Source organism: Pseudomonas sp. M20 (assembly GCF_045037865.1).
Lineage (GTDB): Bacteria > Pseudomonadota > Gammaproteobacteria > Pseudomonadales > Pseudomonadaceae > Aquipseudomonas.
This window is the reverse complement of record NZ_CP173611.1, coordinates 4842421-4868916: the sequence shown is the minus strand read 5'-3', so window position 1 is coordinate 4868916 and position 26496 is coordinate 4842421. Positions and strand designations below refer to the sequence as shown.

At 60.1% G+C, this 26496-nt stretch carries 24 protein-coding genes and 1 pseudogene; 17 read left to right on the top strand and 8 right to left on the bottom strand.

Translation table 11 applies throughout. The features are described 5' to 3' along the window. Window positions 1-62 precede the first annotated feature (62 nt). The 3 genes from ACI514_RS21690 to ACI514_RS21680 form a co-directional block, all read right to left on the bottom strand. The gene (locus ACI514_RS21690; RefSeq protein ID WP_100846316.1) at window positions 63-473 is read right to left on the bottom strand and encodes a MerR family transcriptional regulator; all 411 of its coding nucleotides are present in this window, start codon (window positions 471-473) and stop codon (window positions 63-65) included. Between the two features lie 199 nt (window positions 474-672). Then, the gene (locus ACI514_RS21685; protein WP_137218889.1) at window positions 673-1248 is read right to left on the bottom strand and encodes an NAD(P)H-dependent oxidoreductase; all 576 of its coding nucleotides are present in this window, start codon (window positions 1246-1248) and stop codon (window positions 673-675) included. A 55-nt stretch (window positions 1249-1303) separates the two neighbouring features. Continuing rightward, window positions 1304-2185: a LysR substrate-binding domain-containing protein gene (locus ACI514_RS21680; protein ID WP_405122349.1), complete on the bottom strand. Its 882-nt coding sequence runs from the start codon at window positions 2183-2185 to the stop codon at window positions 1304-1306. A 213-nt stretch (window positions 2186-2398) separates the two neighbouring features. Here ACI514_RS21680 and ACI514_RS21675 point away from each other — a divergent pair, with 213 nt between their 5' ends. Next, window positions 2399-3163 (top strand): sulfite exporter TauE/SafE family protein, encoded by a 765-nt coding sequence (locus ACI514_RS21675; RefSeq protein WP_405122348.1) that lies wholly within the window; start codon window positions 2399-2401, stop codon window positions 3161-3163. Here the strand turns inward: ACI514_RS21675 and ACI514_RS21670 are convergent. Further along, window positions 3153-3467 (bottom strand): putative quinol monooxygenase, encoded by a 315-nt coding sequence (locus tag ACI514_RS21670; RefSeq protein WP_405122347.1) that lies wholly within the window; start codon window positions 3465-3467, stop codon window positions 3153-3155. The two genes, ACI514_RS21675 and ACI514_RS21670, sit on opposite strands and share 11 nt — an antisense overlap. Window positions 3468-3651: 184 nt before the next feature. Here ACI514_RS21670 and ACI514_RS21665 point away from each other — a divergent pair, with 184 nt between their 5' ends. From ACI514_RS21665 to ACI514_RS21625, 9 genes are all read left to right on the top strand, one after another. Beyond that, window positions 3652-4242: an NAD(P)H-dependent oxidoreductase gene (locus ACI514_RS21665; RefSeq protein WP_160055619.1), complete on the top strand. Its 591-nt coding sequence runs from the start codon at window positions 3652-3654 to the stop codon at window positions 4240-4242. A gap of 108 nt (window positions 4243-4350) precedes the next feature. Then, window positions 4351-5262: a LysR family transcriptional regulator gene (locus tag ACI514_RS21660; protein WP_160055621.1), complete on the top strand. Its 912-nt coding sequence runs from the start codon at window positions 4351-4353 to the stop codon at window positions 5260-5262. A 103-nt stretch (window positions 5263-5365) separates the two neighbouring features. Beyond that, window positions 5366-6259: an NAD-dependent epimerase/dehydratase family protein gene (locus ACI514_RS21655; protein ID WP_160055623.1), complete on the top strand. Its 894-nt coding sequence runs from the start codon at window positions 5366-5368 to the stop codon at window positions 6257-6259. A gap of 140 nt (window positions 6260-6399) precedes the next feature. After that, window positions 6400-6789 (top strand): hypothetical protein, encoded by a 390-nt coding sequence (locus ACI514_RS21650; RefSeq protein WP_405124253.1) that lies wholly within the window; start codon window positions 6400-6402, stop codon window positions 6787-6789. Beyond that, window positions 6717-7025 (top strand): Fic family protein, encoded by a 309-nt coding sequence (locus tag ACI514_RS21645; protein WP_405124237.1) that lies wholly within the window; start codon window positions 6717-6719, stop codon window positions 7023-7025. The genes ACI514_RS21650 and ACI514_RS21645 overlap by 73 nt, the downstream gene beginning before the upstream one ends. A 632-nt stretch (window positions 7026-7657) precedes the next feature. After that, window positions 7658-9007, top strand: coding sequence for a GntP family permease (locus ACI514_RS21640; protein WP_160055625.1), 1350 nt, complete (start codon window positions 7658-7660; stop codon window positions 9005-9007). A gap of 16 nt (window positions 9008-9023) precedes the next feature. Then, window positions 9024-9884, top strand: a complete 861-nt coding sequence (locus ACI514_RS21635; RefSeq protein ID WP_160055627.1) for a MurR/RpiR family transcriptional regulator — start codon at window positions 9024-9026, stop codon at window positions 9882-9884. Between the two features lies 1 nt (window position 9885). Continuing rightward, window positions 9886-11343, top strand: a complete 1458-nt coding sequence (locus ACI514_RS21630) for an amidohydrolase family protein (protein WP_160055629.1) — start codon at window positions 9886-9888, stop codon at window positions 11341-11343. A 118-nt stretch (window positions 11344-11461) separates the two neighbouring features. Next, window positions 11462-11830, top strand: a complete 369-nt coding sequence (locus tag ACI514_RS21625) for a glyoxalase superfamily protein (RefSeq protein ID WP_007911550.1) — start codon at window positions 11462-11464, stop codon at window positions 11828-11830. 251 nt (window positions 11831-12081) lie between these two features. On the opposite strand, the gene ACI514_RS21620 is transcribed toward ACI514_RS21625, so the two are convergent. Together ACI514_RS21620 and ACI514_RS21615 are read right to left on the bottom strand one after the other, a co-directional pair. Beyond that, window positions 12082-12447 (bottom strand): DUF6124 family protein, encoded by a 366-nt coding sequence (locus ACI514_RS21620; protein ID WP_099757938.1) that lies wholly within the window; start codon window positions 12445-12447, stop codon window positions 12082-12084. 481 nt (window positions 12448-12928) lie between these two features. After that, on the bottom strand, window positions 12929-13945 hold the full coding sequence (locus ACI514_RS21615; protein WP_160055631.1) for an AraC family transcriptional regulator: 1017 nt from the start codon (window positions 13943-13945) through the stop codon (window positions 12929-12931). A 211-nt stretch (window positions 13946-14156) separates the two neighbouring features. On the opposite strand from ACI514_RS21615, the gene ACI514_RS21610 reads away from it, so the two are divergent. From ACI514_RS21610 to ACI514_RS21580, 7 genes are all read left to right on the top strand, one after another. Then, window positions 14157-15752 carry an FAD-binding oxidoreductase gene (locus ACI514_RS21610; protein WP_405122346.1) on the top strand — a complete coding sequence of 532 codons (1596 nt, stop codon included), beginning with the start codon at window positions 14157-14159 and terminating at the stop codon, window positions 15750-15752. A gap of 5 nt (window positions 15753-15757) precedes the next feature. Further along, the gene (locus ACI514_RS21605) at window positions 15758-17353 is read left to right on the top strand and encodes a glycerol-3-phosphate dehydrogenase/oxidase (protein WP_405122345.1); all 1596 of its coding nucleotides are present in this window, start codon (window positions 15758-15760) and stop codon (window positions 17351-17353) included. Window positions 17354-17373: 20 nt separating this feature from the next. After that, window positions 17374-18942: an FGGY-family carbohydrate kinase gene (locus tag ACI514_RS21600; protein ID WP_405122344.1), complete on the top strand. Its 1569-nt coding sequence runs from the start codon at window positions 17374-17376 to the stop codon at window positions 18940-18942. 228 nt (window positions 18943-19170) lie between these two features. Next, entirely contained in the window at window positions 19171-20460 is a 1290-nt protein-coding gene (locus tag ACI514_RS21595; protein WP_405122343.1) for a phospholipase, read from the top strand. 49 nt (window positions 20461-20509) lie between these two features. After that, entirely contained in the window at window positions 20510-22468 is a 1959-nt protein-coding gene (locus ACI514_RS21590) for a DUF1302 domain-containing protein (RefSeq protein ID WP_405122342.1), read from the top strand. A 163-nt stretch (window positions 22469-22631) separates the two neighbouring features. Continuing rightward, complete coding sequence (locus ACI514_RS21585) at window positions 22632-24005, top strand: DUF1329 domain-containing protein (protein ID WP_405122341.1); 1374 nt, start codon at window positions 22632-22634, stop codon at window positions 24003-24005. A 107-nt stretch (window positions 24006-24112) separates the two neighbouring features. After that, entirely contained in the window at window positions 24113-24325 is a 213-nt protein-coding gene (locus ACI514_RS21580) for a FitA-like ribbon-helix-helix domain-containing protein (protein ID WP_026000704.1), read from the top strand. Between the two features lie 179 nt (window positions 24326-24504). On the opposite strand, the gene ACI514_RS21575 is transcribed toward ACI514_RS21580, so the two are convergent. Together ACI514_RS21575 and ACI514_RS21570 are read right to left on the bottom strand one after the other, a co-directional pair. Further along, window positions 24505-25218, bottom strand: coding sequence for a methyl-accepting chemotaxis protein (locus tag ACI514_RS21575; protein ID WP_371042694.1), 714 nt, complete (start codon window positions 25216-25218; stop codon window positions 24505-24507). A gap of 144 nt (window positions 25219-25362) precedes the next feature. Then, window positions 25363-26289 (bottom strand): annotated as a pseudogene (locus ACI514_RS21570) (methyl-accepting chemotaxis protein); the annotation flags it as partial. Between the last annotated feature and the right edge of the window lie 207 nt (window positions 26290-26496).

Sequence of the window (26496 nt, the reverse complement as noted above, 5' to 3'; positions counted from 1 at the left end):
ACGACCGGGCACGCCTGCCCTGAGACGACAGGCGAGCCCGGTCATGCGGCGCAGCAGGGCTTTCAGTTCAGGGTAGTGCCCGGGTTTTTTTCGCCATAACGGGCAATGCGCTCGAACTGACATTCCTGTCGCGCATCGTTGAGGTTGTTTTCGAACGCTTCGAGGCCGTCGTGCAACTGCTGCAAATCGCCGATCTGGGTTACCAGTTCGGCTTTTTTTTCGGCGATGGCTCGTTGCGCCATGTCCCACGGGAATTCGTCGCCGCGGTAGTTGTTGAGGATCACCTGCAGCTCTTTGAGCTTGAAGCCCAATTGCTGGGCGCACTTGATGAACGTCAACACTTCGACACTTTGCTGGCTGTAGATGCGGTATTTGCCTTCACGCTTGGGCTCGGGCAACAGGCCGATTTCTTCGTAATGGCGAATGCTTTTGACTGTGGTGCCCGACAGCTGGGCGGCTTTGCCGATATACATAAGGTCCGTCTCGATGATCAAACATAGCGTAGCGCGATCAGGCGTCATGCCGGATCGGCGGCGATTATATGTCCAATACCATCGGAAAATTGCAACTGCGCGTAAATGACGTACACAGGCGACGGACGGGCTCATGAAGGGAACCCGAAGAGGCACTGACGGCGGCGGGTGCGCCGTCAGTTGAGGCGGCTGGAAAACCTTAGACGGCGGCGGTCACGCGCGCCTGTTCCAGCCAGGCATCGCGCTGGTTTGGCTTGGAGCCAAGGATCGGCCCGAAGGTCAGCGTCTTCAGTGGCTTGATGCCGCAGAATTCCAGCGTGGTCTTGCGCATCTGATTCAGCCCGGGCATGCCGTAGATCCATTTGTAGTACCAGTACGGCGTGTCCATGGTCACCAGCAAATGCGCGGTGCGGCCCTTGAGCAGCTTGTCCGGGAAGGCTTTGCCTTCACGATATTTGAAGGCGAAACCCGGCAGGAAAATCCGGTCGACAAAGCCTTTCAACAGCGCCGGAATCCCGCCCCACCAGATCGGATAGACGAATGTCAGGTGCTCGGCCCAGGTGATATCGGCCTGGGCTTGCAGCAGATCGGGCTCCAGTGGCTGCACCTTGTTGTAGCCTTCGTGCAGGACCGGGTCGAACTCCAGCGCATCCAGACGCAACAGCCGCACCTCATGCCCGGCGTCCTTGGCGGCCTGAACGTAAGTCTCACTCAATGCCCCGCAAAAGCTGTCGGTGGAGGGGTGACCCAGTATCACGAGCATTCGTTTGCTCATTGTGTGTACTCCTGAAATGAAGCGCACAGGATAGAGTCTGCCCCTAGCGGTAGAGTCAAGGCACCAGCGCATCAAACAAGGCCCGGGCGTAACCGGGCAGGTGGTCGAAGTCCCGCGCGCACAGTTGCAGAGTGCGATGGGCCCAGACTTCGTCCAGCGGCCGGCACGTTATCGAGTGCACCGCCGCCCAGCGCTCGATGGCCACCTTGGGCACGATGGCCAGCCCCGCACCTCGCGCCACCATGCGCATGACGCCCTCGAAGCCATCGGCACGGATCCGGATCGACATGCGCTGGCCGATGTGCAGCGCTTGTTCCTCCAAGTGAATCGCCAGCGCGCTGTGATTGCCTAGCGCTACATAGTCGTGCGCCAGGGTTTCACCAAACGTCAGCGACGCCTGACTCGCCAAAACATGCTCAGGGGGCAGGATCAGCACCAATGGATCGTCGCGAAAAGGCCGGGTCTGCAGGCCGTGGGTGTCGACCGCATCGGAGACGATCCCGAGGTCCGCCGCGCCTTGGCGCAAGGCATGGGTGATGCGCGCGCTGGGCAACTCCTGCAAGTCGATGTCGAGATTGGGATGATCGCGCAGGAAGTCCGCGAGCACTTCCGGCAGGTATTCGGTGATCGCCGTGGTGTTGCACAGCAAACGCACCTGACCTTTGACGCCTTGGGCATAGTTGGCCAGATCCTGCTGCAGGCGTTCGGCCTGTTGCAGGAGGATGCGCGCGTGCTGGGCCAACGCTTTACCGGCCGGCGTCGGGGTGACGCCACGACGGCCGCGTTCGAGGAAATCGATGCCGAGCGAGGCTTCCATTGCGCGGATTCTGGCGCTGGCGGCGGCCAGGGATAAATGGCTGCGGGCAGCGCCGGCGGTGATGTTGCCGGTGTCGAGGATGTGCAGATAGAGGCGCAGGTCGGTGAGGTCGAAGTGCATGGGCAGCCTCTGAAAGTTCTGGTGTCTGGGCTGGCCTCATCGCGAGCAGGCTCACTCCTACATGGGATCTGTGGCGAACGCAAAACCTGTAGGAGTGAGCCTGCTCGGGATGAGGCCAGAAGCCTCAAAAATATATCAGCCTCTTGTTAGGGCGGAGGCACCCTCAGTATATGGCAGATTTTCAGCCAACCCCGACTGGCGCAAAGTAGCGCCATGCACACACTCACAGATTTCTACCAAAACCTCGGTCTGGCCCTGTCCTTGCTGGTCATCATGACCTTCATCCTCGCCGGCATGATCAAAGGCGTGATCGGCCTCGGCCTGCCCACCGTCGCCATGGGCTTACTCGGTCTGGCTATGGCGCCGTCGCAGGCAGCCGCGTTGCTGATCATCCCGGCAACCCTGACCAATGTCTGGCAACTGGCATTCGGCGGGCACTTGAAAGGACTGGTTAAACGCCTCTGGCCAATGCTGCTGATGATCTTCCTCGGCACCGGAATCGGCACGTTGTCGATCGGCATGGCAGGCGGGCATTGGGTGGTGCGCGGGTTGGGCGCGGCGCTGTTGCTTTATGCGTTGAGCGGTTTGTTTCTGCCAACGCTGAGCGTCAATCCCCGCCATGAAGGCTGGCTGGGTCCGGCGTGCGGTTTGATCACCGGTGTCATCACCTCGGCCACCGGCGTCTTCGTGATTCCGGCGGTGCCGTACCTGCAAGCGCTGGGCTTGAATCGCGATCAACTGGTGCAGGCACTGGGCCTGTCATTCACCGTTTCGACGCTGGCATTGGCCGCAGGATTGCTCTGGCGTGGCGCCCTCGGTGGCGGCGAACTGAGTGCTTCGCTACTGGCGCTGATCCCGGCCATTCTCGGTATGTTGCTGGGCCAATGGCTGCGCGAACGGATCAGCGCCGTGTTGTTCAAACGGGTGTTCTTTGTCGGTATGGGCGCGCTCGGCGCCCACTTGTTGATCAGCGGTTAGCCGAGGCTTCGCTGAGCATTTCGATCTGGCGGATATCGAAATCACGTTCCAGATAATCCATGCGCCGCTCAAAGAATGCCTTCATGTGCGGCAGGTTCAAGTGCACATCCAGGTGCGCTTGCGATGCCCAGATCTCGTAGAAGATAAACAGCGTCGGATCTTCCTTGTCGCGCAGCATGTGGTACTCGATACAACCCGGCTCAGCGCGACTCGGCTCGACATAGGCGCGAAACAGCGCTTCGAAAGCCTCGGCTTGTTCCGGGCTGGTCTTGGCGTGCAGGATAAACCCCAAGCGTTCACTCATCACAACGACTCCTCAAATTCAGAACGCCGCGGATGTTATTGCAACAATCTGCTTTAGATTCGTGCCTTTTGATCAAATGTATTTTGCGCAACCACGGCTTATTCCGCGCGAGGCGGATCGTTAATCTGCCGCCATTCCAGTTTCCCTTCTCCATCCAGCCCAATGGTTGCACCGAGGCTTTCTCATGAAAAAAGTGCTGTTGCTCAATGGCGGTAAAAAATTCGCCCACTCTGACGGTCGCTACAACGCCACCCTGCATGAAGCCGCGTTGAGCGTGCTGGATCGCGGCGGCTTCGATGTGAAAACCACCTTCATCGACGAGGGCTACGACGTCGCCGAAGAAGTGGCCAAATTCCTCTGGGCCGACGTGATCATTTATCAGATGCCGGGCTGGTGGATGGGCGCGCCATGGACGGTGAAAAAGTACCTCGACGAAGTTTTTACCGAAGGCCACGGCAGCCTCTACGCCAGCGACGGCCGCACCCGTTCCGATGCATCGCAGAAGTACGGCAGCGGTGGCCTGATTCAGGGCAAGCAGTACATGCTGTCGCTGACCTGGAACGCACCGCAGCAGGCCTTCGATGATCCGACTGATTTCTTCGAAGCCAAAGGCGTCGACGCGGTGTACTTCCCGTTTCACAAGGCCAACGAGTTTCTGGGCATGACCGGGTTGCCGACGTTCCTTTGTGTGGACGTGATGAAGCGGCCGAATATCGAGGCTGATGTGGCGCGTTACGAGCGGCATCTGACCGAGGTGTTTGGTCTCAAGGCCTGAATGGTTTCGGGCTACTATCGGTGGTAACAGCAAAAGATCGCAGCCTGCGGCAGCTCCTACAGGGAGCTGCAGTCATCTGCGATCTTGGCGATCTCAAAGAGGACACCCGTGAAAGCCAGATCCGATGAGTTGCAGATTTTCGTCTGCGTAATCGAATGCGGTTCGATTTCTGCCGCCGCTGAGCAGGTCGGGCAAACGCCGTCGGCGGTCAGCCGCACGTTGTCGCGGCTGGAAGCCAAGCTCGACACCACGCTGATCAATCGCACCACGCGGCGCATGGACCTGACCGAAGAGGGCAAGTATTTCTTCGAGCAGGCCAAGCTGATTCTCGATCAGATGGAGCAACTCGAAGAGCGTCTGTCTTCACGTCAGCAAACCCCGTCCGGGCGCTTGCGCATTAATGCCGCGTCACCGTTCATGCTCCACGCGGTCGTCCCGTACATCGACGAATTCCGCCGCCTCTATCCGGACATCCAGCTCGAACTCAACAGCAATGACCTGATCATTGACCTGCTGGAACAAAGCACCGACATCGCCATCCGTATCGGCACCCTGGCTGACTCGACGCTGCACGCGCGCTCGCTCGGTTGCAGTCCGCTGCTGATCGTCGCCAGCCCTGCCTACCTGGAAAAACATGGCGCGCCGCAGCAAGTCGCCGATCTGAGCGAACACAACTTGCTCGGCTTCACCCAGAACGAAGGCCTCAACCAATGGCCGCTGCGCTATGTGCACGGCGACCGCTGGCCAATCACCCCGGCGATCAGCGCCTCCAGCGGCGAGACCGTGCGCCACCTGGCGCTGGAAGGGCAGGGCATCGCCTGTCTGTCGCACTTCATGACCATCGATGACATCCGTGCCGGGCGCCTGAAAGTCCTGCTCGGCGAATTCAACAGCGGTTATCGCCAGCCGATCAACGCCGTGTACTACCGTAACTCGCAACTGGCGCTGCGCATTCAGTGCTTCCTCGACTTTATCCAGAGCAAACTCGCCGCTTACGCCAGCGCCGACTTTAAGGGCTGATTCGTGACCTCTGCGCAAGAGTGAATTGGGCGGCGGCGGGTTTTTCCCTGCGGCTCACGGGCCGATACTCGTCTCATCACTTACTCACGCAGGGAGTTTCTCCATGAACGTATTTGTCACCGGCGCTGCCGGATTTATCGGCGGCTCGATTGCTACCGGTCTGGCTCAGGCCGGTCATAAAGTCACCGGTTTGGTGCGCAGCGCCGAACAGGCTGAAGAGCTGAAAGCCATCGGGATCATCCCGGTCATCGGCACTCTCGACGACAAAACACTGCTCGCCGAACAGGCCCGCGCTGCCGACGCGGTGATCAACGCCGCCAGCAGCGATCATCGCGGTGCAGTTGAAGCGTTGCTCGATGCCTTGCGCGGTTCCAACAAAGTGTTCCTGCACACCAGCGGTTCGAGCATCGTCGGTGATGCCTCGGGCGGTAAATCCAGCGACGTCATCTACTACGAGGACAACCTGCCGGAGCCGACCGTCGACAAGGCCGCCCGCGTGGCCATCGACAACCTGATCCTCGCGGCGGCGAAGGACGGCGTGAATTCGGCAGTGATCTGCAACACGCTGATCTATGGCCACAGCCTGGGCGTCAACCGCGACAGTGTGCAATTGCCGCGACTGCTCAAACAAGCACGCAAAAGCGGGGTAGTGCGCCACGTCGGCACTGGCCAGAACATCTGGTCCAACGTGCATATCGAAGACGTCGTTGCCCTGTATCTGCTGGCGCTGACCAAAAACGTACCGGGTACTTTCTACTTCGTCGAAAGCGGCGAAGCGTCGTTCATCGACATGACCACCGCCATGGCTGAAGCGCTGAACCTGGGCCAACCGCAAGACTGGCCGTTGAAAGACGCTGAAGCCGAGTGGGGCTACGAAATGGCCAACTACGGCCTCGGCTCCAACAGCCGAGTGCGCGGCAAACACGCCCGCGAACTGCTGGGCTGGGCACCGAAGCGCACGTCGGTGGTTGAATGGATTCGTAACGAAATGGTGTGATTGCTGTTTGAGCCCCGCCGGGCTTTGTTATCACCCTTTAGAACGGCTGCCATTGGGCAGCCGTTTTCGTTTCGGGCTTTGCGCTTGTGTCACGCCAGACCTATGGTGCTCTGAACATTGCCAGTTCAGCAGGTACAAGGATGATTAACCGTTATGACGCAGAAGGTGCACAGAGCCGCTTTCAGCCTGGCTCTAAGGATCAAGTGCTGAGCAATAAACTGGGAATTATCGAACCCGAAGACATGGATGATGCAGAGCTGGTTTTGTTGGAAAAGCTCTACCAATCTGTACTCATCGAGCATTTGCCTGATCGGTCACTCACTGTTCAGGATCTGAAGGATTGGCATCGACACTGGCTCGGGAACATCTATCCATGGGCGGGCGATGTCCGTGCGGTAAATTTGGGCAAGGATGGATTTTTCTTCGCCGCTGCGCCGCTGCGCCGCAGATTCCTCGGTTGCTCGACGTATTTGAAAGGGACTGTCTTGCCAAATACATGCCATGCCGGCCCGATCTGGACGAGAACCTGATTCGCGCCATTGCTGTAACGCACGTCGAGTTCATCCTTATTCATCCCTTTCGCGAAGGTAACGGACGCTTGTCGCGATTACTGGCGGATGTCATGGCCGTGCAGGCGGGCTACGTGCCGCTGGACTACAGCAGTTGGGAGCGAAACAAAGAGGCTTATTTTGCAGCCATCAACCAAGGGCTGAACTGCAACTACGAACCCATGGAGTATTGGGTCCGACAAGCATTATGGACTTGAGGCGGGACTACTTGGCCAGGGACAAGTGCAGGAACTTACTGGACCTGAGTTTGAGTTTGCGCTCAATGGTCTCGACGCATTGACCTGTCTCGATGGCTGTCGAACTGGCAACTGCGCGGATCAACGTTTCGGTTGTCAGTTTTTTTTTGGTGCGAGGCGTGGGGCTCATGGCAGGGACTCCGCGGAGGTTGTCAGGCGAGTATAGCGCTTGGCTGGATTTGAAAAACATGTCCATGGCTGGGCACCGAAGCGCACGTCGGTGGTTGAATGGATTCGTAACGAAATGGTGTGAGTCGTCCACCAGCTCCCACAGGTTTTGCGCATTCTGTCTGGAGGAATGCGATCAAAACTGTGGGAGCGAGCCTGCTCGCGAAAGCGCTGGATCAGTCGGCAGAGATGTTGAATGTGATGCCGCCTTCGCGAGCAGGCTCGCTCCCACATTGATTTCTCGTTCACCGAAAAGCCATGTAAATCCCGCCCCGTGATTTTCATTAATCACGACAAGACATATCCATCTGCGACACGCCTTGCCTCTCCACGAAAATTACTTTCATGTGGTTTGAAATCTCGATCTCGAAATGATTTATGAGTTTCACAACCCATTCGAACGTGACCCTTTCGAGGAGTACCGCATGACGCCTTCCTTCGGCTATTGGCTGCTGGTCTATGCCGCCGTCGCCATCATCGCGCTGATCGTGTTGATCGCCCGTTACCGGCTCAACCCGTTCATTGTCATCACCCTGATTTCCATTGGTCTTCCGCTGGTCGCGGGCATGCCGCCGTCAGGCGTGGTGGGGGCGTATGAGGCCGGGGTGGGCAAGACGCTGGGGCATATTGCGCTGGTGGTCGCGCTGGGGACGATGCTCGGCAAGATGATGGCCGAGTCCGGCGGCGCCGAGCAGATGGCGCGCACGCTGATCGACAAGTTTGGCGAGAAGAACGCGCACTGGGCGATGGTCTGCATCGCCTTCCTGGTCGGGCTGCCGCTGTTCTTCGAGGTCGGTTTTGTCTTGCTGGTGCCGATTGCCTTTACCGTGGCGCGCCGCGTCGGCGTGTCGATTCTGATGGTCGGTCTGCCGATGGTCGCCGGCCTGTCGGTGGTGCATGCGCTGGTGCCGCCGCACCCGGCGGCGATGCTGGCGGTGCAGGCTTATCAGGCTTCAGTCGGGCAGACCTTGCTGTACGCGATTGCCATCGGCATTCCAACGGCAATCATTGCCGGCCCGCTGTACGCCAGATTCATCGTGCCGCGCATTCACTTGCCGGCCGATAACCCGCTGGAAAAGCAATTTCTCGACCGCGAACCGCGCGACAAACTACCGGGTTTCGGCATCACCATGGCGACCATTCTGTTGCCGGTGGTGTTGATGCTGATCGGCGGCTGGGCCAACCTGATTTCCACCCCGGGCAGCAGCTTCAACCAGTTTCTGTTGTTCATCGGTAACTCGGTGATTGCGCTGCTGCTGGCGACCTTGTTGAGCTTCTGGACGCTGGGTATCGCCCAGGGTTTCAACCGCGAATCGATTCTGAAATTCACCAACGAATGCCTGGCACCCACCGCCAGTATCACCCTGCTGGTGGGTGCTGGCGGTGGCTTGAACCGCATTCTGGTCGACGCGGGCGTCACCGATCAGATCGTCGGCCTCGCTCATGAGTTTCACCTGTCGCCGCTGATCATGGGCTGGCTGTTCGCCGCGCTGATGCGTATCGCCACCGGTTCGGCGACCGTGGCCATGACCACCGCGTCCGGCGTGGTCGCGCCGGTGGCCATTGGTCTGGGTTATCCACACCCTGAACTGTTGGTGCTGGCGACCGGCGCTGGCTCGGTTATCTTTTCCCACGTCAACGACGGCGGCTTCTGGTTGATCAAGGAATACTTCAACATGACGGTCGCGCAGACGTTCAAGACCTGGACCGTGCTCGAGACGTTGATCTCGCTGGTCGCGTTCGGGCTGACTGTCGGCCTTTCTTATCTGCTGTAACCGGAGCCCGCCGCCCATGGACATCCTCTACCAGATCCGCGCCCGTCAGGATTCCTTCAGCGCGGGCGAAGGCCGTATCGCCCGGCTGATGCTCGACGACGTCGGTTTCGCCGCGAGTGCCAGCCTCGAAGACCTCGCGCAACGCGCCGAAGTCAGTACCGCCACGCTGTCGCGTTTTGCCCGTACGGTCGGTTGCCGCGACCTGCGCGATCTGCGCCTGCAACTGGCTCAGGCCAGCGGCGTTGGCAGCCGGTTTCTCGACCCGGCGGGCACGCCTGAACAGTCGGCGTTCTACGGGCAGATCGTCGGCGATATCGAAACCACGCTGCGCCAGCATCTGGCCGGATTCGACGAATCGCGCTTTGCCGATGCGGTGAAAATGCTCGGCCAGGCACGAATGATTCACGCCTTCGGCTTGGGCGGTTGCTCGACCCTGTGCAGCGATGAATTGCAGGTTCGCCTGGTGCGCCTCGGCTATCCGATCGCGGTGTGCCATGACGCGGTGATGATGCGCGTCACCGCCGCCAGCCTGAACGCCGAGCAAGTGCTCATCGTCTGCTCGCTGACCGGCATCACCCCGGAATTGCTCGAGACTGTCGAGCTGGCGCGCAACTACGGCGCACGCATTCTGGCGATCACCCGCGCCGACTCGCCACTGGCAGAACTGGCCGACATCGTCCTGCCGCTGCAAGGCGCAGAAACCTCGTTCATCTACAAACCGACGGCGGCCCGCTACGGCATGCTGCTCGCCATCGATGTGCTGGCGACCGAGCTGGCGCTGGCCAGTCCTGAAGACAATCAAGAACGTCTGCGGCGGATCAAACTCGCCCTCGACGAATACCGTGGCGGCGACGATCACCTGCCGCTGGGAGACTGACATGCTGTACGACACGCTGATTCGCAACGCCCTGATCATCGATGGCAGCAACATGCCCGGTTACCGCGCCGACGTGGCGATTCGTGAGGGCCGCATCGAGCGTATCGGTGCCTTGCACGACGCCACGGCAACCGAAGAAGTCGACGCCGCCGGCCGCGTGCTGGCGCCGGGTTTCATCGACGTGCACACCCACGACGACACGGTGGTGATTCGTCAGCCAGAGATGCTGCCCAAGCTCAGCCAGGGCGTGACCACGGTGATTGTCGGCAACTGCGGGATCAGCGCTTCGCCCGTGACATTGAAGGGCAATCCGCCCGACCCGATGAACCTGCTCGGTACAGCGGCGGCATTCGTTTATCCGCGCTTCAGCGATTACCGCGCGGCGGTGGAAGCGGCCAATACCACGCTGAACGTGGCGGCACTGATCGGCCACACGGCGCTGCGCAGCAATCATCTGGATGATTTGTTCCGTACCGCGACGCCAGAAGAAATCGCCGCGATGCGCGAGCAGTTACGCGAAAGCCTTGAGGCCGGTGCATTGGGTTTATCCACAGGTCTGGCGTATGCGAGCGCCTACAACGCCTCCACCGATGAGGTGATGCAACTGACTGAAGAACTCACGGCCTTTGGCGCGGTGTACACCACCCATTTGCGCAGCGAATTTGCCCCGGTTCTGGAAGCGATGGACGAGGCGTTTCAGATCGGTCGACATGCGAAATCGCCAGTGATTATTTCCCACCTCAAATGTGCCGGCGTCGGTAACTGGGGGCGCAGTCCGCAGTTGCTCGCGTCGTTGGAAGAGGCAGCGAAAACTCACCCGGTCGGCTGCGATTGCTACCCGTATGCGGCGAGTTCTTCGACGCTGGATTTGAAGCAAGTCACCGATGCTCATCGCATCACCATCACCTGGTCGACGCCGCACCCGGAAGTCAGCGGTCGCGATCTGATCGACATCGCTGCCGAATGGAATCTGAAGCTGCTCGATGCCGCGAAACGCCTACAACCGGCAGGCGCGGTGTATTACGGCATGGACGAGGCGGATGTACGAAGAATCCTCGCCCATCCGTTGTCGATGGTGGGTTCTGACGGACTGCCGGAAGACCCGTTCCCGCACCCACGCCTGTGGGGCGCTTTCCCACGGGTGTTGGGACATTTCAGTCGTGATGTCGGGCTGTTTCCGCTGCACACCGCCGTACACAAGATGACCGGTTTGTCGGCGGCGCGATTCGGGCTGAAAGAGCGCGGTGAGATTCGTGAAGGTTATTGGGCGGATCTGGTGTTGTTCGATCCGGCGACGGTGCGTGATGTCGCGGATTTCAATGATCCACAACGGGCTGCGCAGGGGATTGATGTGGTTTGGATCAATGGCGTGTTGAGTTACCGCGATGGACAGGCGAATGGTCGCAGGGAAGGGCGGTTTCTCGCTCGACAGGGTGATCTGCGCGACAACTTTCACTGAGGTTTCGCGGACTGGATCACAGTGATGGCACATTGCGACTAAAGAAAGTCATCAACAGGCCGAATTGCTGACATCCACCCCGTCTACACTGTGGGGCCAATCAGTCAGGGAGCACCCCATGAGCTTCGGCAAAACCACCCCGATCCTGCGGATCTTCGATGAAGCCAAAGCTGTCGAGTTTTACGTCGACTTCCTCGGTTTCAAGATCGACTGGCAGCATCGCTTCGAGGCGAATTTTCCGTTGTATCTGCAGGTGTCGCGTGGCGAATGTGTGTTGCATTTGTCCGAGCATCATGGCGATGCGTGCCCGGGTTCGGCGCTGCGTATCGAGACGGATGAGCTGGAGGCGTTTCAGCAGCAGTTGGTGGCCAAGGATTACAAGTTTTCGCACCCGGGTATTCAGGCGATGCCGTGGGGGAGTCAGGACATGACGATTGTTGATCCGTTTGGTAATCGGCTGGTGTTTACCAACGCGATTTGTCTCTGAGCTGAAAAGCCCCTCACCCTAGCCCTCTCCCGGAGGGAGAGGGGACTGAACGAGTTGTCTGGCGCTGTACATCGACCTGAAAGACCGAGTCGATTATGGATTCACAGCAGCACTCTCAGGTCGGTGTATCTAGTGAACATCCCCCGGTCGGCCCCCTCTCCCTCGGGAGAGGGCTGGGGTGAGGGGAAAATGGCACACCGCAAAAAGAAGCCCGCCACCTGACCATCACAGTCGGGCAGCGGGCTTTTTCGTTACTCGGTCGGCACTAACCTGTCCAACACGCGATTGACGGCCATTTCCGCCACCATCACCACTTGCGCGATGCCCTGCAGGGTTTTGCGGTGAGTGCCTTCAACCTGCGCGGCATGGTTGTTGAGCATGACGGTCGCCGAGCCAAGAGTTTCGCTGGCGTCGGCCAGCAGGGATTCGGTGCCTGCCTCGGGGTTGGCCATGTACAGCGTGTTGGGCGAGTAGGGCGTTGCCATGAGGTCGGCGTTCGTCGGACCGAGGTAGTGATCGAGGGCGCGTTCGGCGGCTTCGTGGAATTTCTTCGAATCAGCGGATTCGTAGGGGGAGGCCGGGTCAGTGACCGGCGGGTTTGGCGTTATCTTGAACATAGCTGTGTTCCCTTTGTTGAGCGGCAACCCTTTGGCTACTAAACGAAAGGGTGGCAGCTGTACGCAGGTTAGTAGACCGGGGAACTCAGCTAAGCCGGCGCGCCGAAGCGCCCTGCGTACAGCCACCATATAGCTCAGGTGCGGGAGCACCTGTGATGAGTGTACGACCAGCAGAGTTACCGCCGGGCTACTAAACCCGATCACTGGGAATCAGTGACGCAATCAAGTTACGCAGCATGCTCAGGGCGCACAAGCCGGCGGATTCTGGCTTAGGCGTAGGTTACGGCGCAAGGATTTGTGGGCTGTTTCGCGTAACGCTGAGTGTCTTTAAACACCTATAGATAAAAGTGTTTATTGTGTTGTGGCGGCTGGCCTCATCGCGAGCAGGCTCACTCCTACAAGGGATTGTGCCGGACACGGAATCTGCGTTCACTGGAGATCAATTGTAGGAGTGAGCCTGCTCGCGATGAGGCCCGTGCAATCACCCGCGATGCATCTGCCGAAACTCCCCCGGCGGCATCCCGCGTCGGCTCTTGAACGTACGATGAAACGAGCGCGGTTCGGTAAACCCCAGATACTGCGCAATGTCCTGAATCGGCAGCGCGCTGTTGAGCAAATAATGCTCAGCCAGCTCCTGGCGCAAATCATCGAGAATCTGCTGATACGACGTCCCCGCCTGATGCAATTGCCGCTGCAGCGTACGCACTGAAACAGCGAGCTGTTCGGCGACCTGCTCCTTGCGCGGCAGACCTTCCTTGAGCAACTGCCGCAGGATGTTCTTCACCTGCTGCTCCAGCGACGCATCCTCCAGCGTCGCCATCAATCCCAACGCATGTTCTTCCAGCGTGCGCAGCAACTGCGCATCGGCCTGACGCAACGGCAGCTGCAAATACGCCAGCGGCACGACCAGCGCCGAATACGGCTGATCAAACAGCACCGGGCAATCGAAAAACGCTTCGTACTGCGCTGGCGTCACCTCGGCCGGGCACGAATGTTCGAGCCAGACCCCGGCCGGCGACATCTGCGTGTCGGCGATCCAGCGTGCATAGTGCAGCCATGAGCCGAGGACGTTTTCCACCAGATGCCGGCGGATTCGCGGGCGCTGATAACGGCAAGTCCAGATCAGGTGCACGTGGCCGTCCTGCACCTCGGCGCGGCTGACGCCCATGTCCCCCACCAGTTTCTCGAACGGCATGATCCGGCTCATCGCATCACCGAGCGTCGCACAGTTCATGGTGATGTAACCGAGCACGCTCCACGAATTGGGCAGGACGAAGTTCGCCGCGTTGAGCCCGAACAATGGATCGCCCGAGTGCTCGCAGAAATAATCCAACAGCCGTTCATGCGCCTCACCGGGCAAACGCAGGGTGTTGTCGCTCAACTGCTGCGCCTGCAAACCCGCCGCCGCCAACGCAGGTTCAATCGCCATGCCCAGTTGTTCAGCATGGCGCAGGTACTTGAGCAGCGGCGGAACCGAGGTGAAGCCGAGCGATTGCATGAACCCATTCCTTTGATCAACGGCAGCGGAGGCGGACGAATAGCCTGAAAGGTAATTTGAAACCCCGGCTAAAGTAAATGGCTGACGCTTGCGCGACGTTTGACTCAATTGGCTACACGAACTGGCCGGATGCGACCGTGACACTTTGCGGCCGCTGGCTAGTATGGAGGCCTGAAATAACACTGATCTGACGGCAAAAAAGGACACACGCATGCGACGCTGGAACGGCTGGGGAGATGCAACTACGGTGGTCGAACTGCCGGCCCAGGGCGCGGAGTTTCTTCATGAGCGCCTTGGCGAGGGGCGCGCGCTGCCCGATGCTTCGCTTGAAGCGGCATTGGCGCGTGTGCCAACGTCGCGGTTGCAAGCAAACGCCTTATACAGCGTCGATGCCCATGACCGCTTGCTGCATGCGCGGGGCCAGAGCCTGCCGGACTGGCTGGCATTGCGCGAAGGTGCACTGGGCAATTATCCCGATGCGGTGGCGTTTCCCGAAACGGCTGAACATATTCGCCAGTTGCTGGCGCTCGCCCATGAACAGGACTTGTGCCTGATCCCTTATGGCGGCGGTACGTCGGTGGCCGGGCACATCAATCCGCCGGATTCTGCGAGGCCAGTGGTGACAGTATCGATGGCGCGGATGAATCGCCTGATCGATCTCGACGAACAGAGCCTGCTGGCGACGTTCGGTCCCGGTGCGAGTGGGCCGCAGGTGGAAAGTCAGTTGCGTGCGCGGGGCTACACCCTGGGGCATTTCCCGCAGTCGTGGGAGCTGTCGACGCTGGGCGGTTGGGTCGCCAGCCGTTCCAGCGGTCAGCAGTCGTTGCGCTATGGCCGGATCGAACAATTGTTTGCGGGCGGAACCTTGGAAACCTTTGCCGGGCCTTTGGAAATTCCAACGTTCCCGGCCTCAGCGGCGGGTCCTGATCTGCGCGAAGTAGTGCTCGGTTGCGAGGGCCGTTTCGGGATCATTTCCGAGGTCAAGGTGCGGGTCAGCGCATTGCCTGCTGATGAGCGTTTCTACGGTGTGTTTCTACCCGATTGGCCGCAGGCGCTCAGGGCCATTCGCCAATTGGCTCAGGCACGCGTACCGCTGTCGATGCTGCGTTTATCCAACGCCGTGGAAACCGAAACGCAACTGGCGCTGGCCGGTCATCCGCAACAGATCGCCTGGCTGGAAAAGTATCTGAAGCTAAGGGGGGCAGCAGAGGGCAAATGCCTGCTGACCTTCGGCGTCACCGGCAATCGCCGACAAAACGCATTGTCGCTGACGCAGGCGCGGCAACATCTGAAGGCCTTCGGCGGCGTCTTCACCGGCACCCTGCTCGGCAAGAAATGGGCGCAGAACCGCTTCCGTTTCCCTTACCTGCGCGAGAACCTGTGGAACGCCGGTTACGTGGTCGACACCCTCGAAACCGCCACCGACTGGAGCAATGTCGACAACCTGCTCAACCTCATCGAAAGCAGCCTGCGCGACGCCTTGGCTGCCGAAGGCGAACGCGTGCATGTATTCACCCACCTGTCCCACGTCTACGGCGAAGGCTCGAGCATCTACACCACCTACGTGTTTCGCCCGGCGGCGGATTACCCCGCGACGCTTGCGCGCTGGAAAGCGCTGAAACACGTGGCCAGCCAGACCATCGTCGACAACCACGGCACCATCAGTCACCAGCACGGTGTCGGCAAGGATCACGCGCCGTACCTGCTGCGCGAGAAGGGCGCATTGGCGATGGACACCTTGCAGGCGCTGAGCAAGCACTTCGATCCGGCCGGGCGCCTCAACCCCGGCACGCTGCTGCCGGAGTGACGGCCATGAGTCAGGACTGGAACACCGCGTGGCGCCAGCAGATTCTGCCGACGCTGGCCGAGGAAACCTGGGATCTGATCGTCATCGGCGGCGGTATCAGCGGCGCCGGCATCCTGCGGGAAGCCGCGCGTCGAGGTTGGCGTTGCCTGCTGCTGGAGCAGCGCGATTTTGCCTGGGGCACCTCCAGCCGTTCTTCGAAAATGGTTCATGGCGGCTTGCGTTACATCGCCAAAGGCCAGTGGCGCCTTACCCGTGATTCGGTGCGCGAACGTCAGCGCTTGCTCGACGAAGCGCCGGGGCTGGTCGAGCCGATGAGTTTCATGATGCCGCACTATCGCGGCGGCTTTCCCGGGCCTCGGGTGTTGGGTGGCTTGCTGAGCGTTTACGACGCCTTGGCGGGGCGGCGCAGCCATCGTTTTCATGATGTGCAACAGCTTCGATATCTGGCGCCGGGCGTGAAGGAAAACGACTTGCTCGGTGGCACCTGTTTTGTCGATGCACTGACCGACGATGCAAGGCTGGTGATGCGCGTGTTGAGCGAGGCGCGAGCGGATGGCGCGGTCGTGGTCAATGGCGTTCGCGTCGAGCATTTGCTGCGAGAAAACGGGCGAGTGTGCGGCGTTCAGATCGAAGACTGCGAGGCGGGCGCGACCCTGCAGTTGCGCTGCGGCGTACTTGCTGTGGCCACCGGCGCATGGGCCGAGCGCTTGCGGCCGATGGAGGCACCACGGCAATTACGGCCGTTACGCGGCAGTCATTTATTGCTGCCGGGTTGGCGTTTGCCGGTGGCGCAGGCGTTCACGTTTCTGCATGAGCGTGATCGGCGACCGGTGTTTGTTTTCCCTTGGGAGGGCGCCACGGTGGTGGGCACCACGGACCTTGATCACCGTGAGGATCTGGATCAGAGCGCGAGCATCTCTAACGAAGAGCTCGACTACCTGCTGGCCGCCTGCACGCAACAATTTCCCGGCGCGCAAGTGAGTGCTTCGGATGTGCTGTCGACATGGTCCGGCGTGCGTCCGGTGGTCGGCAGTGCAGCGGGTAATCATCAAGACAAACCCTCGAACGAAACCCGTGAACATGTGCTGTGGCAGGAGCCCGGTTGCGTGACCCTGGCCGGCGGCAAGCTGACCACGTTTCGTCCACAAGCCATCGAAGTGCTAAAGGCCTGCGCGGCCATGCTCGAACGTCCGTTGGTCGATGACGCCGCGCCGGTGTTTGCCGCTGTCCCTGCGCTGGCGATTCCAGAGTTGAGCAGCCATCAATGGCGACGTCTCGCCGGGCGACATGGGCGCGACTTGCCAAGGCTGGCGCAACTGCTCAGGGAGATCGGCCATGACACGGTCGGCGCTACAGATACGCTGTGGGCCGAACTGGCTTTCGCCTGTGAGTCGGAAATGGTTCTGCACCTCGACGATCTGCTCCTGCGCCGCACGCGTATCGGTCTGCTGTTGCAGCGCGGTGGCGAAGCGTATTTTGCTGCCATCCGCCATCTCTGCCAGCCGCGACTGGCCTGGAGCGACGAACACTGGCAGCAGGAAGAACAGCGTTATCAGGCGTTGTGGCAACGCCATCACGGTTTGCCGGATGCCACGCGTTGATGCCCCTTGAAGAGAGCTCCATGGACAACCACCCGAACAAGCGTTACCTGCTGGCCATCGACAACGGCACCCAGAGCGTGCGTGCGCTGCTCTTCGATTTGCAGGGCAATCTGCTCGGCAAAGGCAAGGTCGAGTTGCAGGCGTATTACTCGACGCAACCGGGTTGGGCCGAGCAGGATCCGGAATATTACTGGGCGAAATTGGGGGAGGCGTGCCAGCAAGTCTGGGCGCAGACCGGCATCGACCGTTCGCAGATTGCCGGCGTTTCCCTGACCACGCAGCGCGGTACGGTGATTAACGTCGATGCCGAGGGCAAGCCATTGCGCCCGGCGATTCTCTGGCTTGATCAACGCCAGAGCGAAGTCGAAGGCGGGATCAAAGGGCCGTGGGGCTGGCTGTTCAAACTGGTCGGCGCCCAGGCGACTGTGGATTATTTTCGTGCTCAGGCTGAGGCGAACTGGATCGCTCAGCATCAGCCGGAAGTCTGGGCGGCAACAGACAAGTTTTTGCTGCTGTCCGGTTTTCTCACCCATCGCCTGTGCGGGCGTTTTGTCGACTCCGTAGGCTGCTGCGTCGGCTATCTGCCGTTCGACTTCAAACGGCTGAAATGGGCCGCGCCGAGTGACTGGAAATGGCAGGCGCTGGCGGTGCGCCCCGAGCAATTGCCGAGCCTGCACAAACCCGGTGAAACCCTTGGCTACATCACCGCTGAAGCCGCTCGCCACACCGGTATTCCCGAAGGTTTGCCGCTGATTGCTGCAGGCGCCGACAAGGCCTGCGAAGTGGTCGGTTCCGGCGTGGTCGATGCGAGCACGGTGTGCCTGTCCTACGGCACCACGGCGACGATTACCAGCACCCGCTCGCGCTATCTGGAAATCGTCCCGTTGATCCCGCCGTACCCGTCTGCGGTGCCCGATCAGTACAACTGCGAGGTGATGATTTATCGCGGTTACTGGATGGTCAGTTGGTTCAAGAACGAGTTCGGTTTGCGCGAGATGCAGCAGGCCAAAGAGCAGGGTATCGAGCCTGAGCAGTTGTTCGATGCACTGGTTGAGGCGGTGCCGCCGGGGTCGATGGGCCTGATGTTGCAACCGTACTGGTCGCCGGGGATTCGCGAGCCGGGTGTCGAGGCGAAAGGCGCGATGATCGGCTTCGGCGATGTGCACACCCGGGCGCATATTTACCGGGCGATTCTTGAGGGACTGGCGTATGCCTTGCGTCAGGGCATGGAGAACATCGAGCGGCGTTCGAAGGTGTCGATCAAGCGGTTGCGCGTGGCCGGTGGCGGCTCGCAGAGTGATGCGGCGATGCAGCTCACGGCGAATATTTTCGGCTTGCCGGCGGAGCGTCCGCATGTGTATGAGGCGTCCGGTCTGGGCGCGGCGATTTGTTGTGCGGTGGGGTTGGGGCTGCATGCGGATTTCCCTACGGCGATCGCTTCAATGACCAGAGTAGGGGCTGTCTTCACCCCACAACCCGATGCGCAAAAAATCTACGAGCAACTGTACAAAGAGGTCTACCTGCGCATGTATCGCCAACTCAAACCGCTGTATCAGAGCATCCGCAAAATCACCGGTTACCCCGCTTAGCTGACCACCACAAATCCCCTGTAGGAGCTGCCGAAGGCTGCGATCTTTTGATCTTGTTTTTCAAGATCAAAGTCAAAAGATCGCAGCCTTCGGCAGCTCCTACAGGGACCGTATTGCGATTCGATGTGGCGCCATCGGAGACTTTTTCTGGTGAGATCGGACAGTGTCAGCGGCGGGGGCGGTTGTTAGGCTCATCCCCCACGGCACCGCCAATAAGAACCAGAAGCAATGAAACTGACCTTCCTCCTGTTGCTGCTTTGTGCAACGGCCCCGAGCGCTTGGGGCTGGTCGAACCATACGGTGGGAAGCTATCTGGCGTTGCAGGAATTGCCGGCGTTGCGCGATGCGCCTGCGGTCGAAGTCGAGCCACTGGAGCGGTTTCTCAGCGAGCAATACCCGGCCGTGCTGGCACTGTTGGAACAACAGGAAAGCTTCGCCCGCGAGCACTTCGCTCAGTACCCGCCACGCCCCGACAATCTGAAATTGCCCGCAGTCCCAAGTGACAATCTGCGCCACGACTTTCTCACGGCACTGCGCATCAACCCCGAGATTAATCTGGCGATGGTTATCCAGCCATTACCCGGTAAAGACCTCCCCGAACGTGAACATTTGCAGGCCAATCAAGTCATGGTCGAGCAAACCCTGTCACCGTGGAATCGTCAGCGTTTCATCGTCATTGCCAATCACGAAAAAGTTGCCCCGCTGGCCGTGCTCGCCAGCGCTGCTGATGAGCCGGATTACGGCCACGACATCAATCTGTTCAGCGACAACCCTGGCGACGTCGGCGCGCTCTACGGCTTCGGCCCGCAACCGTTCGGCGATGCGCGTTTCCAGTACAGCTCGCAGGCGCCGTTTCATATGGGCTTCTTCCACGAAAGCGCGGTGGTGTATGCGGCTGCCGGTTTCCTCGAACGCAGCTGGCCGGACTGGCGCGCGTATCAGTACATGGGCCTGGCGCGACTGGCGTTTGCCAGCGGTCATCGGTATTGGGGGTATCGCTTTCTTGGCTGGGGCCTGCACCACATTCAGGACCTGACCCAGCCGTATCACGCCAAACCATTGCCGGGCGTCAACCTTGCCAATCTTCTTCTGCTGGAAGGCAAGGCAATCGCCGGTTTCGCCGCCGACAAACAAGCCTCCATCGAGCGCGTCGCGACCCGGCACATGGAAGTGGAGAAATATCAGTCGACCTGGCTGCGCCGCGTGCTGCATGCCGGTCAGCCGCATCCGATGCTCGCGGCTTACGCCGATGTGGCTCAGGACAAAAGCTACCCGCCGTACTCGGTCGACTACCTGCGCGAAGTGGTCAGCGCCGAAGCCGTCAACGACTCCGCCGCCTTCGACGAAGCCATCGGCCAGTGGCTGGAAACGGCGCCCGTCAGCAGTGATTTCAGCAGCGGCAATCAGCTGCAACGAGAAGACTTCGACCACCCGGCACTCAACCAGCAGTTGTTCAGGTTGCTCGGACATTTCGGCGCTCACAGCCGAATTTACGTCAGCACGGGTTTGGCGCCGTAGTGCGCCGCAACGCACACCACAACAATAAAAAACAGGGAAGGAGGAACAGATGATCAACACTCGATTGCGCCTGACGGGCGCCGCGCTCCCCGGTGTCGGCCTGGCAGGGCTGCTGCAGTTGTGCGCAGTCGATGCGGCGCACGCGGTGGAGTTCAGCCTGATGGACAAACAGGTCACCGGCTCTGTCGACACGACCTTGTCTTACGGCCGTTTGTGGCGGGTGCAGGGCCGCGACAAGACTAACGATGACGTCAACACCAACGACGGCAATCGCAACTTCGACACCGGGCTGGTTTCCGAGGTGTACAAGATCACCTCCGAGCTTGAAGCCAGCTATCAGAACTATGGCGTGTTCGTGCGCGGCACCGCGTTTTACGACACGCAACTGATGGACAAGCGCAACGACTACTACGACAACAACAGCCCCTCGCAACCGAGCCAGAGCTACCCGCAGGATAACCATTTCACCAGCCAGACCCGCGACATCGCCGGCAGCCGCATCGAGATGCTCGATGCCTATGTGCATGGCAGTTGGGACGTCTTGCAGATGCCAGTGACGGCGCGCGTCGGTCGTCAGGTGTTCAACTGGGGCGAGGGGATTTTCTATCGCGGCGGGATCAACACCACCAACCCGGTGGACGCTGCCAAGTACCGTTTGCCCGGCGCCGAAGTGAAGGAAGTGTTGGTGCCAGTGGAGGCGCTGAGCTTCAACGTCGGCCTGACCGATTCGCTGACCATGGAGAGTTTCTACCAGACCAACTGGAAGGAAACCCGCATCGACCCGGTCGGCACCTTCTACTCGCAGACCGACCTGTTCGCCGACGGCGGCAACACCGGTTACAACAACTTCAGCGGCACCGCGCTCGACACGCCGGTTCCGGGGTTTGGCAACGTCATCGGTTTGTACAGCGCGCTGGGCAACAACCCGTTGCTCAACTCCGCCCTGCAAAGCACCGGGCTGTACGCCAATGGCGTGACGCCGGCCTATGGCAACACGCTGAAAGTGGCGAGCATCGGCAAGGACTACAACGCGCGCAACGACGGGCAGTTCGGTTTTGCCTTTCGCTACATCGCCGAACAGCTCAATAGCACCGAGTTTGGTTTGTACATGGTCAATTATCACGCCAAGGAGCCGACCATCGCTGCCGATCTCGGCGGCTACAAAGGCATCGACATGGATGCCCTGACCAACCTGTTGTCCGGCGTTGCGGGCAGTCAGGCCGGGGCGCTGGCCAATGGTCTGGCCACGGCTGATGTGATGGGCAACATCCAGGCGCATCGGCGTTATGCCGAAGACATCCGGATGTATGGCTTCAGCTTCAACACTACGCTGGGCGAGGCCTCGGTGTTCGGTGAAATTGCTTACCGGCCGAATCTGCCGATTGGCGTTGCGGCCACTAACGATTTGATTGGCGACCTGGCCAACGGTGCAGCTGTGGCGGTGACGGGTCGGTCGATCAACGTCGGCGGGCAGATGGTCAATCTCAACAGCGAGATCAATAACGCCGAACGTGTCGAAGCGTTCAACACCTCGCTGGGGACCATTTACAACTTCGGCCCGACCGCTTCGTTCGACTCGCTGTTCGGCATCTTCGAACTGGCCTCCGAGCACCTGCGCGGCAGCAGCCTGCAATACACCGGGTATGACGGCAGCCGTCGCTACTACGCAGGCACCGGTAACTATTCCTATGTGTCGGGCGGTGATCGCGACGATCAGGTCAACCGCAATTCCTACAGCTACACGGCGATGCTCAACGGCACCTGGAACGACGTGTACGCCGGGGTCAACGTCTCGCCGTACATCGTTTACAAGGATGATTTCGAGGGCAACAGCTATCAGGCCGGCAACACCATCGAAGGGCGCAAGGCCTACACGCTGGGGATCAAGGCCAACTACCAGAACAAGCTTGAAGCCGAGTTGCAGTACACCGAGTTCTACGGCGGCGGGCAGAACAACGGCATTCGCGACCGCGATAACGTCGGGTTCAACCTCAAGTATTTCCTTTGATATCCAGAACACAGGCGCACCCCCTGTAGGAGTGAGCCTGCTCGCGATAGCGGATTTTCAGTCGCTGTAGATGTTGTCTGACACACCGCTATCGCGAGCAGGCTCACTCCTACAGGGGATCTACGGTGATTTGCAGACCTCACTCCCGTTTCGGAGATCGATTATGTTTCACACTTCAAGATTGACCAAAGCTTCGCTAGGGCTTGTGTTGGGCCTGGCTGCCAGCGCCGCTCTGGCCGCCATCACCCCAAAACAAGCCGAACAACTGAAAACCACCCTGACCCCCATGGGCGCCGAGCGCGCGGGCAACGCTGCCGGCACGATTCCCTCCTGGACCGGCGGCATCACCCAGGCGCCCGCCGGCTACAAACCCGGTCAGCATCACCCCGATCCATACGCGGCGGACAAACCGCTGTTCACCATCACCAAAGCCAATCTCGACCAATACAAAGCCCACCTCAGCCCCGGCCAGATCGCCCTGTTCAACAGCTACCCCGACACCTTCCAGATGCCGATCTACCCATCCCGCCGCTCCGGCTCAGCGCCGCAATGGCTGTACGACAACACCCTGAAAAACGCCACCTCGGCCAAATTGCTCGAAGGCGGCAGCGGCTTCTCCGATGCTTACGGCGGCGTGCCATTCCCGGTGCCCAAGGACGGCGTTGAAGTGTTGTGGAACCACATCACCCGCTATCGCGGCATCTACGTCGTGCGCCGCGCCTCCGAAGCGCCAGTGCAACGCAATGGCAGCTTCGCGCTGGTGACCTCGCAGCAGGAAGCGCTGTTCAACTACTACCGCCCGAACGGCCAGTTCGCCGACCTGAAAAACATCCTGTTCTACTACCTCGCCTTCGTGAAAAGCCCGGCGCGACTGGCCGGCGGTGCCGCCCTCGTGCACGAAACCCTCGATCAGCTCAAGGACGCACGCCAGGCCTGGATCTACGACGCCGGCCAACGCCGCGTGCGTCGCGCGCCGAACCTCGCCTACGACACGCCGATCGCATCCTCCGATGGACTGCGCACTGCCGACGACACCGATCTGTTCAACGGCTCGCCTGATCGCTACGAGTGGAAGCTCAAGGGCAAACAGGAAATCTACATCCCCTACAACAACTACAAAGTCGCCAGCCCCGAGGTGAAATACGCGCAGTTGCTCACCCCCGGCCACCTCAACCCGCAATACACCCGCTACGAACTGCACCGGGTTTGGGTGGTGGAAGGCAACCTGAAACCGGGCTCGCGGCACATCTATTCCAAGCGTGTGCTGTTTCTCGATGAAGACAGCTGGGGCGCCGCGCTGGTCGATCAATACGATGGGCGAGGGGAGTTGTGGCGGGTGTCGATGGCCTACCTGAAAAACTTCTACGACCTGCCGACGACGTGGAGTGCGCTGGATGTTTTCCACGATTTGCAGGCGCGTCGTTACTACGTGCAGAACCTTGATAACGAAGAGGCGGAGACTGTCGATTTCGCGCAGCCGGTGCCGGAGGATGCGTACTTCATGCCGTCGGCGTTGCGGCAGCGTGGCACTCGGTGAGATAGCAGACCTGTCTATGCTTTTCTGGCGTTACAACCTGAAACCGTCGCAGCAAAAGCTTCATGGTAGCCTCCGCTGCTGCGATTTCAGTAATGACGGAGAGCATTGTGGCAAGTTTGATCATCGACAATCTTGACCCTCAGCTCTATGAAGCGCTGAGGGTAGCGGCCGACCTCAATGGTCGATCGATGGAAGAGCAAGCGTGTCTGATTTTGAAGAATGCTCTGGAACAGACTCAATCCACTGGCGGCTTGGGGAGTCGGATCCAAGAGCGCTTTAGAAGCGTTGGCGGAGTTGAGCTGGATTTGCCTTCGCGTTGAAAGCGGGGCACGCAGTTTCACGGTATGACCACGCATCAGTAGGGCAAGCCATAACGCAATCGCGAGCAGGCTCACTCCTACAGGGGAATTGGCGTCGCCCACATAATCTGTGATCGACGCGTTACCTGTAGGCCTTCGCCTGCTCGCGATTCGGTTGTAGCTTCAGCGCGAAATCAGGATCAAACGCGGAAGTGGCTGACCATCTGCTGCAACTGCCCACCCAGACGCGCCAGTTCAACACTCGACGCTGCCGTCTCATCACTCGCCGCTGCGGTCTGTTCCGACACGTCGCGTACGTTGATGATGCTGCGGCTGATCTCTTCGGCCACGGCGCTCTGCTGTTCTGCAGCGGCGGCGATCTGCTGGTTCATCGACTGGATGTTCGACACTGTACGGGTGATGTTTTCCAGCGATGCGCCGGCCTTGCGGGTCAGGGCGACGCTGCTGTCGGTCAGGGCGCGGCTGTTGCTCATTACGGCCGAGACTTGCTGGGTGCCGTTCTGCAGACCGGCGACCAGGCCTTCGATTTCTTCGGTGGATTTCTGCGTGCGCTGAGCCAGGCCACGAACTTCATCGGCAACCACGGCAAAACCACGACCGGCTTCACCGGCACGGGCGGCTTCGATCGCAGCGTTGAGCGCCAGCAGGTTGGTCTGTTCAGCCACAGCCTTGATCACGTCCATGACGCTGCCGATCTTGTCGCTTTCCTGTTGCAGCACGCTCATGGCTTCGGTCGAACGCACCACTTCGCTGGCCAGACGTTCGATCTGGGCGATGGCTTCGTTGACCACTTTGTCGCCTTCGCGGGCTTCGCCGTCAGCGGCGGCAGCCGCTTGCGAGGCTTCTTCGGCGTTGCGCGCGACTTCCTGCACGGTGGCGGTCATCTCGTGCATGGCGGTGGCGACCTGATCGGTCTCGACTTTCTGGCTGTTCACGCCGGCGCTGGTCTGCTCGGTCACGGCCGAGAGTTCTTCGGCAGCGCTGGCGATCTGGGTGACGCCGTCGCGGATGCCGCTGATCAAGTCGCGCAAGGTTACGCCCATGCGCGCGATGCCTTGTTGCAGCACACCGAGTTCGTCGCGGCGGGTGACGGTGACGTTCTGGGTCAGGTCGCCGCTGGCGATGCGCTCGACCACGGCCAGGGTTTCTTGCAGCGGACGGGTGATCTGACGGGTGATGATCACCGCAGCAATCACGCCAACCAACAGTGCCAGCAGGGTGCTGATCAACTGGAAGGTACGCGCCTGGGCGCTTTCGATGTCACGACGGTCGAGTTGGATCTGGTACAGCTGCTCGCTGGTGTTGACGATCGCGGTACCTTGATCGGTCATTTCCTTGCGGGCCTGCACGGCGTCGGTGTTGGCGTTTTTATACGCCATCAATGCGCTGCGATAGTTAACCAGTGCGGTTTCCAGCTGACGCAGGGCGTCTTGCTGAGAGTCGGCGAAATGCACGTTCAGTTGCTTGAGGCTGGCGATCGCCACATCCAGTTGGCCAACGGCTTTCTGCTCGGTTTCGGCATTGGTGGTAGCGGTGTAACCGCGCACTTCGTAGCGCGCGAGGATGAACGCTTCCTTGGCGGCGGTGATCGCCTGGAACTGATCGAAACGCTGCTCGCTCATGTCCATCTGCTGCACGCGTTTGCTGATCGATTCGATCTGGTTGTACGCGGTCTCGGCACTCACGCTCATGCTGTCGCGGGCACTGTTGCCGGTGCGATAGGCGTTGCGCATTTTGTTCAGCGACGTCTGGTATTCAGCGATGGTCGCGGCCTGCTCCTTGAGCAGTTTGACGTTTTCCGGGCTCTTGAAGCTGTTGATCAGCTTCTGTTGTTGCGCGGCGAAGCTTTCAAGGGTGGTCTGCACATTCTGTGCGGCGGTTTCATCGCCATTGGTCAGCATGTATTGCAGGCGCACCACGCGCAGTTTGGTCAGACCGGCATTGAGCTGGGTGATGTCGCTCATCCAGTTGCTGCGGTCGATCAGGCCACCGAGGCTGGTCCAGCCTGTCAGGGCCAGCACGCAGGTCAGGGCCAGCACGAGGCCGAAGCCCAGGCCCAGTTTCATGTTCACGCTGATGTTGCCGAACCAGCTATTCATCAAAAATCCTCCAGAAACGTTGGGTTTCTTGTCGTCGGTTAGGCTGGAAGATTGTTGTTTTTTTGAGCCAGC

Coding starts and splice junctions, on each gene's coding strand:
- ACI514_RS21690 (WP_100846316.1), bottom strand. CDS start 473: ATGTATATCGGCAAAGCCGCCCAGCTGTCGGGCACCACAGTCAAAAGC.
- ACI514_RS21685 (WP_137218889.1), bottom strand. CDS start 1,248: ATGAGCAAACGAATGCTCGTGATACTGGGTCACCCCTCCACCGACAGC.
- ACI514_RS21680 (WP_405122349.1), bottom strand. CDS start 2,185: ATGCACTTCGACCTCACCGACCTGCGCCTCTATCTGCACATCCTCGAC.
- ACI514_RS21675 (WP_405122348.1), top strand. CDS start 2,399: ATGCACACACTCACAGATTTCTACCAAAACCTCGGTCTGGCCCTGTCC.
- ACI514_RS21670 (WP_405122347.1), bottom strand. CDS start 3,467: ATGAGTGAACGCTTGGGGTTTATCCTGCACGCCAAGACCAGCCCGGAA.
- ACI514_RS21665 (WP_160055619.1), top strand. CDS start 3,652: ATGAAAAAAGTGCTGTTGCTCAATGGCGGTAAAAAATTCGCCCACTCT.
- ACI514_RS21655 (WP_160055623.1), top strand. CDS start 5,366: ATGAACGTATTTGTCACCGGCGCTGCCGGATTTATCGGCGGCTCGATT.
- ACI514_RS21650 (WP_405124253.1), top strand. CDS start 6,400: ATGATTAACCGTTATGACGCAGAAGGTGCACAGAGCCGCTTTCAGCCT.
- ACI514_RS21640 (WP_160055625.1), top strand. CDS start 7,658: ATGACGCCTTCCTTCGGCTATTGGCTGCTGGTCTATGCCGCCGTCGCC.
- ACI514_RS21635 (WP_160055627.1), top strand. CDS start 9,024: ATGGACATCCTCTACCAGATCCGCGCCCGTCAGGATTCCTTCAGCGCG.
- ACI514_RS21630 (WP_160055629.1), top strand. CDS start 9,886: ATGCTGTACGACACGCTGATTCGCAACGCCCTGATCATCGATGGCAGC.
- ACI514_RS21625 (WP_007911550.1), top strand. CDS start 11,462: ATGAGCTTCGGCAAAACCACCCCGATCCTGCGGATCTTCGATGAAGCC.
- ACI514_RS21620 (WP_099757938.1), bottom strand. CDS start 12,447: ATGTTCAAGATAACGCCAAACCCGCCGGTCACTGACCCGGCCTCCCCC.
- ACI514_RS21615 (WP_160055631.1), bottom strand. CDS start 13,945: ATGCAATCGCTCGGCTTCACCTCGGTTCCGCCGCTGCTCAAGTACCTG.
- ACI514_RS21610 (WP_405122346.1), top strand. CDS start 14,157: ATGCGACGCTGGAACGGCTGGGGAGATGCAACTACGGTGGTCGAACTG.
- ACI514_RS21605 (WP_405122345.1), top strand. CDS start 15,758: ATGAGTCAGGACTGGAACACCGCGTGGCGCCAGCAGATTCTGCCGACG.
- ACI514_RS21600 (WP_405122344.1), top strand. CDS start 17,374: ATGGACAACCACCCGAACAAGCGTTACCTGCTGGCCATCGACAACGGC.
- ACI514_RS21595 (WP_405122343.1), top strand. CDS start 19,171: ATGAAACTGACCTTCCTCCTGTTGCTGCTTTGTGCAACGGCCCCGAGC.
- ACI514_RS21590 (WP_405122342.1), top strand. CDS start 20,510: ATGATCAACACTCGATTGCGCCTGACGGGCGCCGCGCTCCCCGGTGTC.
- ACI514_RS21585 (WP_405122341.1), top strand. CDS start 22,632: ATGTTTCACACTTCAAGATTGACCAAAGCTTCGCTAGGGCTTGTGTTG.
- ACI514_RS21575 (WP_371042694.1), bottom strand. CDS start 25,218: ATGCACGAGATGACCGCCACCGTGCAGGAAGTCGCGCGCAACGCCGAA.